Annotated in this window: 7 protein-coding genes; 2 read left to right on the plus strand and 5 right to left on the minus strand. The window is 74.7% G+C overall.

The window, feature by feature from the left end; translation table 11 throughout:
* Window positions 1–88: 88 nt before the first annotated feature.
* The 5 genes from hemB to Q3W71_RS13750 are packed head-to-tail and all read right to left on the minus strand — an operon-like array spanning window position 89 to window position 5770.
* Window positions 89–1072: a porphobilinogen synthase gene (hemB, locus tag Q3W71_RS13730; RefSeq protein ID WP_302919627.1), complete on the minus strand. Its 984-nt coding sequence runs from the start codon at window positions 1070–1072 to the stop codon at window positions 89–91.
* Between the two features lie 18 nt (window positions 1073–1090).
* A complete protein-coding gene (locus Q3W71_RS13735) occupies window positions 1091–2671 on the minus strand; it encodes a uroporphyrinogen-III synthase (RefSeq protein WP_302919628.1) in 1581 nt (526 codons plus the stop codon).
* On the minus strand, window positions 2668–3636 hold the full coding sequence (gene hemC / locus Q3W71_RS13740; protein WP_302919629.1) for a hydroxymethylbilane synthase: 969 nt from the start codon (window positions 3634–3636) through the stop codon (window positions 2668–2670). Before hemC ends, Q3W71_RS13735 begins: the two co-directional genes overlap by 4 nt.
* Entirely contained in the window at window positions 3633–5003 is a 1371-nt protein-coding gene (locus Q3W71_RS13745; RefSeq protein ID WP_302919630.1) for a glutamyl-tRNA reductase, read from the minus strand. The genes hemC and Q3W71_RS13745 overlap by 4 nt, the downstream gene beginning before the upstream one ends.
* Complete coding sequence (locus tag Q3W71_RS13750) at window positions 5000–5770, minus strand: redox-sensing transcriptional repressor Rex (protein ID WP_302919631.1); 771 nt, start codon at window positions 5768–5770, stop codon at window positions 5000–5002. The genes Q3W71_RS13745 and Q3W71_RS13750 overlap by 4 nt, the downstream gene beginning before the upstream one ends.
* A 388-nt stretch (window positions 5771–6158) precedes the next feature.
* Between Q3W71_RS13750 and Q3W71_RS13755 the strand changes: the two genes are divergently transcribed.
* Complete coding sequence (locus Q3W71_RS13755) at window positions 6159–7460, plus strand: sensor histidine kinase (RefSeq protein ID WP_302919632.1); 1302 nt, start codon at window positions 6159–6161, stop codon at window positions 7458–7460.
* Between the two features lie 136 nt (window positions 7461–7596).
* Window positions 7597–8234: response regulator transcription factor (locus Q3W71_RS13760; protein ID WP_302919697.1), on the plus strand; the 638-nt coding region annotated here is incomplete at its 3' end.

The raw sequence follows: 8234 nt of genomic DNA on the forward strand, positions 1-8234 counted from the left end.
CGACAGACGACGGCCCGCCGCCTCCTGGGCGGCGGGCCGTCATCGATGGTGGCGAACTACCGCGTGAGAAGGGCGGCGCGGGCTCGGCTCAGTAGCGCTGGCGGAGCAGTTGGGCGGCCTCGACCGCCCAGTAGCTGAGGATGATCTGCGCGCCGGCGCGGCGGATCGAGGTGAGCGTCTCCAGCATCACCCGCTCCCGGTCGATCCAGCCGTTCGCGGCGGCCGCCTCGACCATCGCGTACTCGCCGGAGACCTGGTAGGCGGCGACCGGGACGTCGACCGCCGCGCGGACCGCGGAGACCACGTCGAGGTACGGCAGCGCCGGCTTGACCATCACCATGTCGGCGCCCTCGGCGACGTCCAGCGCCACCTCGCGCAGCGACTCCCGCAGGTTGGCCGGGTCCTGCTGGTAGGCACGCCGGTCGCCCTCCAGCGCCGACTCCACCGCGTCACGGAACGGGCCGAAGAACGCCGAGGCGTACTTGACCGCGTACGCCAGCACGGCGACGTCGGTGTGCCCGGCGGCGTCGAGCGCCTTGCGGACCACCCCGACCTGGCCGTCCATCATCCCGGACGGCCCGACCACGCCCACCCCGGCGGCGGCCTGGGCCACCGCCATCTCGGCGTACGCCGCCAGGGTGGCGTCGTTGTCCACCTCGCCGTCCTGGGTGAGCAGGCCGCAGTGCCCGTGCGAGGTGAACTCGTCCAGGCAGAGGTCGCTCATCACCACGGTGGCGTCGCCCACCTCGGAGACCACGTCCCGGATGGCCACGTTGAGGATGCCGTTCGGGTCGATCCCGCCGGAGCCCTCCGGGTCCCGCTGCGCCGGCACCCCGAACAGCATGATCCCGCCGACGCCCGCCTGGACCGCCTCGACCGCCGCCTTGCGCAGCGAGTCGCGGGAGTGCTGGAGCACGCCCGGCAGCGAGGCGATCGCCCGCGGCTCGGTCAGCCCCTCCTTGACGAACATCGGCACGACCAGCTCGGCCGGGTCGAGGCGGGTCTCGGAGACCAACCGCCGCAGCGCCGCCGTGCGGCGCAGCCGGCGGGGCCGGATCTCGGGGTACGGCATGCGGACCTCCTGCTGCGACTACCGGAAGCGGAGGGCGGTCGGCCCCTGCACCTTCGAGCCCCGGCGCTGCTTCGCCGGCATGGCGGCGAGCTTCTCGCGCAGCTCGACGGCGTAGGCGGCGAGCGCCTCCACCAGGTCGGGCACCGAGGCGTGCGGCGGCTGGACGTCGACCCGCAGGCCGAACTCCGTCGCGGTCTCCGCCGTCTTGGGCCCGATGACGGCAACAACGGTACGCGCGTGCGGCTTCCCGGCGATGCCGACCAGGTTCCGGACCGTGGAGGACGAGGTGAAGAGCACCGCGTCGAAGCCGCCCGACTTGATCGCGTCGCGGATCTCGGCCGGCGGCGGGGCGGCCCGGACGGTCCGGTAGGCGGTCACGTCGTCGACCTCCCAGCCGCGCTCGGTGAGCCCGGCGGCGAGCGTCTCGGTGGCGATGTCGGCGCGCGGCAGCAGCACCCGGCCGACCGGGTCGAGCACCTCGTCGTGCGGCGAGAACTCGGCCAGCAGCCCCTCGGAGGACTGCTCCCCGGACGGGATCAGCTCCGGCTGGATGCCGAACGCGCGGACGGCGTCGGCGGTCGCGTCGCCGATGCAGGCGATCTTGACGCCCCCGAAGTGCCGGGCGTCCAGGCCGTGCTCGGCGAACTTCTCCCAGACCGCGCGCACCGCGTTCACGGAGGTGAAGATCACCCAGGCGTACCGGCCGTCGACCAGGCCCTTGACCGCCCGCTCCATCTGGGCCGGGGTGCGCGGCGGCTCCACGGCGATGGTCGGCACCTCGCACGGGATGGCCCCGTACGCGCGCAGCCGGGCGCTCATCACGCCGGCCTGCTCCTTGGTCCGCGGGACCAGCACCTTCCAGCCGTACAGCGGCCGGTTCTCCCACCAGCTGAGCTTGTCCCGCTGGGTGACGCCGGCGCCGACGGTGAGCACCACCCGGCCGGTGAAGCCGAGCGCCGCGGCGACGAAGCTGTCCACGGTCGACGTGGTGGTGTACTGCGTCTCCCCGGTGCCGTCGCCGGTCACCCCGACGGCGGTGGCGCCGTCCACCCCGGCGGAGAGCAGGCCGTCCCGGATCGCGGCGAGGTCGCCGGCGTCCACGGCCAGCGCCAGCGAGCCCCGGCCGACGGCCGCCGCCAGCGCCTCGAAGTCCAGCGTGCTGACGTCCTCGACGTCGGCCGCGGTGCGTACGCCCGGCAGCGGCACACCGGCGTAGGTGGCCACCCCCTCGGCCTGACCGACCCCCGGCACCACCTCGAAGTGCGCGGCGGTACGCGCCACCGCCTGCACCTCCTTGACCACCGAGTCGTGCCCGAACGGGTCGCCGGCGACCAGGTGCACGGCGTTCAGCCCGGAGCGGGCGGCCGAGATCAGCACCTTCGCCACGTCACCCGGCGCGCCCTCGGCCGGCGTGAACTGGGCGTCGGTCTTGGCCTGGGCGCGGACGGCGTCGAGCAGCGACTCGGGGACTCCCCGGTCGTACACCACCTGGTCGGCGTCGACCAGGGCGTCGTGCGCCCGACGGGTCAGCAGGCCCGGGTCGCCGGGACCGGCCCCGACGAACGCGATGCGGCCTACGGGCTTACGGGTGCGGGTCATTCTGTGCTCCCAAATTGCTGGGTCCCCGGGCCGGTGGGTCCTGCTTGGCCGAGGATCGAGTCGGCGCCGAGGTCGAGGAGTTCGGCGGCGAGTGCCTTGCCGATCTCCGCCGCGTCGGCGGGCGTACCGGTGCGGGACAGCCGGAGGTCACGGGTACCGTCCGGGCTGATCACCGCCCCGCGCAGGTAGATCTCTTCGCCGGCGTCGCCCTCGGCGAGCTCGGCGTAGGCGGCGACGGGTGCGCTGCACCCGGCCTCCAGGGTGGCCAGGAACGCCCGCTCCGCGACGACAGCGGCGCGCGACGGTGCGTGGTCGAGCACGGCCAGCAGCTCGACCAGGTCCGGGTCGTCGACCCGGCACTCCACCGCCAGCGCGCCCTGGGCGGGCGCGGGCAGCATCAGCATCGGGTCGAGCGTCTCGGTGACCACGTCGGTACGACCCAGCCGGGCCAGGCCGGCCCGGGCCAGCACGACGGCGTCCAGGTCGGCCTCCGGGCCGAGGACCCGCGCCAGGCGGGTGTCCACGTTGCCCCGGATCGGGGTGACCTCCAGCTGCATGCCGAGGGCGTGCAGCTGGGCGATGCGGCGCAGCGCTCCGGTGCCGACGACCGCGCCGGGCGGCAGCTCGGTGAGCGTCCGGCCGTCGCGGGCGACCAGCGCGTCGCGCGGGTCCTGCCGCGGCGGTACGGCGGCGACGTGCAGCCCGGGCGCCGCCGCGCTGGGCAGGTCCTTGTAGGAGTGCACGGCGAAGTCGATGGTCCGCGCGGCGAGCGCGTCGCGCAGCGCGGAGACGAAGACACCGACCCCGAGCCGGTGCACCGGCGCGGCCGAGCGGTCGCCGGCGGTGACCACCTCGACCAGCTCGACCGGGCGCCCGGTGGCGGCGGTCAGGGCCTCGGCGACGTGGCCGGACTGGGCCATCGCCAGTTTGCTGCCCCGGGTACCGAGGCGCAGGGGCGTGCTCATCGCTCACCTCCGGCGGGTGGGAGGGCGTCGGTGGCGCCGAACGCCGGGGTGACGTCGGAGTCCACGACGTCGGGGACGGTGTCGACCGGGGAGGTCTGCGGCACCTGGAGGTCGAACAGCTCGCGCAGCAGCGCCGCGTACTGGTCGCCGCCCGGCTCCGCGGCCAGCTGGCGGACCCGCACGGTGGGCTGGTGCAGCAGCCGCTGGACCACCCGGTGCACCGTCCGGGCCACCTCGGCCCGCTGGTCGTCGGTCAGGTCGGGGCGGCGCTGGGCGAGCCGGCGCAGCTCGGCGGTGACCACGTCGTCGGCGCGCCCGCGCAGGGCGGCCACGGTCGGCGCCACGTCCGCCCCGCGCAGCCAGGTGAGGAAGCCCTCCACCTCGGCGGCGACGATCCGCTCCACGGCGGCGGCGTCGGCGGCGGCCGGCCCGTCGGCGAGCAGCGCGGCCATCCGGTCGATGTCGATCACCTCGACGCCGGGCAGCTCCGCGACGCCGGGTTCGACGTCACGCGGGACGGCCAGGTCGAGCAGGATCAGCGGGCCACGCTCGGGGTCGCGGTCGGCCAGCGCCCGGGTCACCACGTCGCGGGTGAGGACCGGTTCGGTGGCCGCGGTGGCGGCCACTACGATGTCCACTGTGGAGAGCGTGGCGGTCAGCTCGGCCATCGGGGCGGCGGCGGCGCCGTACGACTCGGCCAGCCGGACGGCCCGGTCGGCCCCCCGGTTGGTCACGGTGAGCGGCCCGGCGCCCAGCCGGGAGAGGGTCGCCACGCCGAGCGACCCCATCGCGCCGGCCCCGACCACCAGCGCCGGGCGGCCGGTCAGCGCGCCGTCGAGGTGGCCGGCGGCCAGCTCCAGCGCGGCGGTGACCACGCTCTGGCCGGCCCGGTCGATGCCGGTCTCCGCGTGGGCCCGCTTGCCCACCCGCAGCGCCTGCTGCATCAGCTCGTGCAGCAGCCGGCCGGCGGTGTCCGCCCCGCTCGCCCAGTGGTAGGCGTCACGGAGCTGGCCGAGGATCTGCGCCTCGCCCACCACCATCGAGTCCAGCCCGGCGGCGACCCGGAAGACGTGGTCGACGGCGGCGGCGTCGTAGTGCACGTAGAGGTGGTTGGCGAGCGTGGCGGGCGGGCTGCCGGCCTGCTCGGCCAGAACGGCGCAGATGTCACCGAGGCCGCCGTGGAAACCGGACACCGCGGCGTAGACCTCCACCCGGTTGCAGGTGGAGACCAGCACGGCCTCGGTCACGTACGGCTGCGCGACCAGGCGGTCCAGGGTGCGGGTGAGCTCGGCGGGAGCCACCGCGAGCCGCTCCAGGGTGGCGACCGGAGCGGTGCGGTACGACGCGCCGACGACGAGCAGTTTCACGTGCCGATCGCCTCCTGGGTGTCGGTCACCGCGAGCCCGCCCGGCAGGGCGGTGAGGGCGGACCCACCGGTGGCGGGAAGCGCGGTCAGCGACGCCTTGCGGTGCTCGTGGAAGGACAGGATCTGCAGCTCGATGGCGAGGTCGACCTTGCGCACGTCGACCCCCTCCGGCACCGAGAGTACGCACGGCGCGAAGTTCAGGATGCTCGTCACACCGACCGCGACGAGCTGGTCGGCGACCCGCTGGGCGGCCGCGGCGGGGGTGGCGATCACGCCGATCGCGATGGACTCCGCGGCGGCGACCCGGGGCAGCTCGTCGACGTGCTGGACGACCAGGCCGTTGATCTCCTCGCCGACCCGCGCCGGGTCCGCGTCGAAGAGCGCGGCGATCCGGAAGCCGCGGCTGGCGAAGCCGTCGTAGCCGGCCAGGGCGTGACCGAGGTTACCCACGCCGACCAGGGCGACCGCCCGGCGCTGGGTGAGCCCGAGCACGAACTCGATCTGGTCGATCAGCAGCGCCACGTCGTAGCCGACCCCGCGGGTGCCGTACGAGCCGAGGTGGGACAGGTCCTTGCGCAGCTTCGCGGAGTTGACCCCGGCGGCGCTGGCCAGCCCCTCGCTGGACACCGTCTCGTGACCTGTTTCGGCGAGATTGTGCAGGGCACGAAGGTATTCGGGGAGCCGCGCGACCGTCGCCTCGGGCAGGTCAGGTAGCGCCGGTACGGCACCGGCGCGACCGGGCGCGCCAGGGTGACGGTGCTGACTCATGAGACTCCGTGCGGTGCGATCCTCGTCCAGCTCCAGTGGCCGGCCGTTTCGGGACTCCCGCTGGCGACCGAGGTTGCCGGCTGTGCTAGCAGGGCGCGTCGGAATTACAGAGTAGGCGCTTGTGAACGCACGCACAAATCGCGATCTTGAAAGCTCGCGACGCGGCTCCACCAGGCCCTCCATTCCGCAAGATCGATCCGGCCACCGTGCCGGCGCCGCTCGGCGATTATTGCTCAATTACGACTTCTCTGACCAATCGCGCGAGCGCGCGTCGCCGACCCGATCGGCTCGCCGACCGCCCGCCGAGGTGCGGGTAGGGCCAGCCCTACGTCGGAAACGGCGGCCCGCGGGATGGGTGGAGACCCACCCCGCTGCCTAGCCTCGTGCCATGACCGCCGTTCCCGCCGCCGCCGACCAGCCGGCCCTGGCCCCGACCATCTCCCGCCAGCTCTTCATCGACTCCGGGTACGTCCTGCTCGGTCTCCCGCTCGCGCTGGCCAGCTTCGTGGTGCTCATCGTGGGCCTCGCCGCCGGCCTCGGGCTGGTGGTGACCGTGATCGGCCTGCCCATCCTCAGCGGCACCCTCTACGCGGCCCGCGGGCTGGCCGACATCGAGCGGCTGCGGCTGCCCGCCGTGCTGCGACAGGCGCGGATCCGGCCGCAGTACCGGCTCGCCGAGCCCGGCGCGAGCGCCTGGCGGCGGATCTTCGTGCCGATGGGCGACGCCCAGTCCTGGCTCGACCTGGCGCACGGCATCCTCAAGCTGGTGGTCGCCGTGATCGGCTTCGTGGTCACGCTGACCTGGTGGGCCGGCGCGGTCGCCGGCTCGCTCTACTGGGCGTACGACTGGGCGCTGCCGCACGGCGACCCGGAGGACGTCGAGCTCCCCCAGCTCCTCGGCCTCGGCGACTCGACCACCGCCCGGATCGGCCTGCACACCGCGATCGGGCTGTTCTTCCTGATCACCCTGCCGATCGTGGTCCGCGGCTGCGCGCTGATGGAGGCCAGCTTCGGCCGGGCGATGCTCACCGGGGTGGCCGAGATGCGCAACCGGATCACCGTGCTGGAGGAGCAGAAGCGGGCCGCCGTGTCGGCCGAGGCGAGCGCGCTGCGCCGGCTGGAGCGGGACATCCACGACGGCCCGCAGCAACGCCTGGTCCGGCTGGCGATGGACCTGAGCCGGGCCCGCCAGCAGCTCGCCTCCGACCCGGAGGCGGCCGGGCGGACGCTGGACGAGGCGGTCGCCCAGACCCGCGAGACGCTCGCCGAGCTACGCGCGCTGTCCCGGGGCATCGCGCCGCCGATCCTGGTCGACCGCGGGCTGCCCAGCGCCCTCGCCGCGCTGGCCGGGCGCGGGCTGATCCCGATCGAGCTGCGGGTGGACCGGGACCTCGGCACGGCGGACGGCCGGCTCGACCCGGCGATGGAGAGCACGGCGTACTTCGTGGTGGCCGAGGCGCTGACCAACGTCGCCAAGCACAGCCGGGCCACCGAGTGCCAGGTCACGGTGGCCCGGCAGGACCAGCGGCTGGTGGTGGCCGTGGGCGACGACGGCCAGGGCGGGGCGCACCTGGCCAAGGGGCACGGGCTGGTCGGCATCGCCGACCGGGTCCGCGCCGCCGGCGGCCGGCTGGACGTGATCAGCCCGGCCGGCGGCCCCACCGAGGTCCGCGCGGAACTCCCGCTGTGAGCCCGGTCGCTCCGTCCCCGGGTACGCCGTGCCTTCCGCCGCGGTCGGCGGGGTGCGGCAGGTCGGGGGTGGCGGACCGGCCGGCCGCACGGTGCTTCCTCGGGACGGTGGGGCGCACGTGGTAGACAACGACACCATGCGGATCGTGATCGCGGACGACGCCGTCCTCCTGCGGGAGGGGCTGATCCGGCTGCTCAGCGAGCGGGGGCACGTGGTGGTGGCCGCGGTCGGCGACGGCGAGGCGCTGGTCGAGGCGGTGGTGGCCCACCGGCCCGACGTGTCGATCGTCGACGTCCGGATGCCGCCCTCGCACACCGACGAGGGGCTGCGCGCCGCGGTGGAGGCCCGGCGGCTGGTGCCGCGGACGCCGATCCTGGTGCTCTCCCAGTACGTCGAGGTCTCGTACGCCGACGACCTGCTCGCCACCACCGGGGCCGGCGGCGGCGGGATCGGCTACCTGCTCAAGGACCGGGTGGCCGCGATCGACGAGTTCCTCGACGCGCTGGACCGGGTGGCCGCCGGCGGCACGGTGCTCGACCCGGAGGTGGTCGGCCAGCTCTTCGCCCGGCGCCGCCGCGACGACCCGCTGCGCGAGCTGACCCCCCGGGAACGGGAGGTGCTCGGGCTGATGGCCGAGGGCCGCTCCAACACTGCCATCGCCCGGACCCTGGTGGTCAGCGACGGCGCGGTGGAGAAGCACGTCCGCAACATCTTCACCAAGCTCAACCTCCCCCCCGACACCGAACAACACCGCCGAGTCCTAGCCGTCCTCAC

This window comes from Micromonospora sp. C28SCA-DRY-2 (assembly GCF_030519475.1).
In the GTDB taxonomy this organism is placed as follows: domain Bacteria; phylum Actinomycetota; class Actinomycetes; order Mycobacteriales; family Micromonosporaceae; genus Micromonospora.

Coding starts and splice junctions, on each gene's coding strand:
- Q3W71_RS13735 (WP_302919628.1), bottom strand. CDS start 2,671: ATGACCCGCACCCGTAAGCCCGTAGGCCGCATCGCGTTCGTCGGGGCC.
- hemB (WP_302919627.1), bottom strand. CDS start 1,072: ATGCCGTACCCCGAGATCCGGCCCCGCCGGCTGCGCCGCACGGCGGCG.
- Q3W71_RS13750 (WP_302919631.1), bottom strand. CDS start 5,770: ATGAGTCAGCACCGTCACCCTGGCGCGCCCGGTCGCGCCGGTGCCGTA.
- hemC (WP_302919629.1), bottom strand. CDS start 3,636: ATGAGCACGCCCCTGCGCCTCGGTACCCGGGGCAGCAAACTGGCGATG.
- Q3W71_RS13755 (WP_302919632.1), top strand. CDS start 6,159: ATGACCGCCGTTCCCGCCGCCGCCGACCAGCCGGCCCTGGCCCCGACC.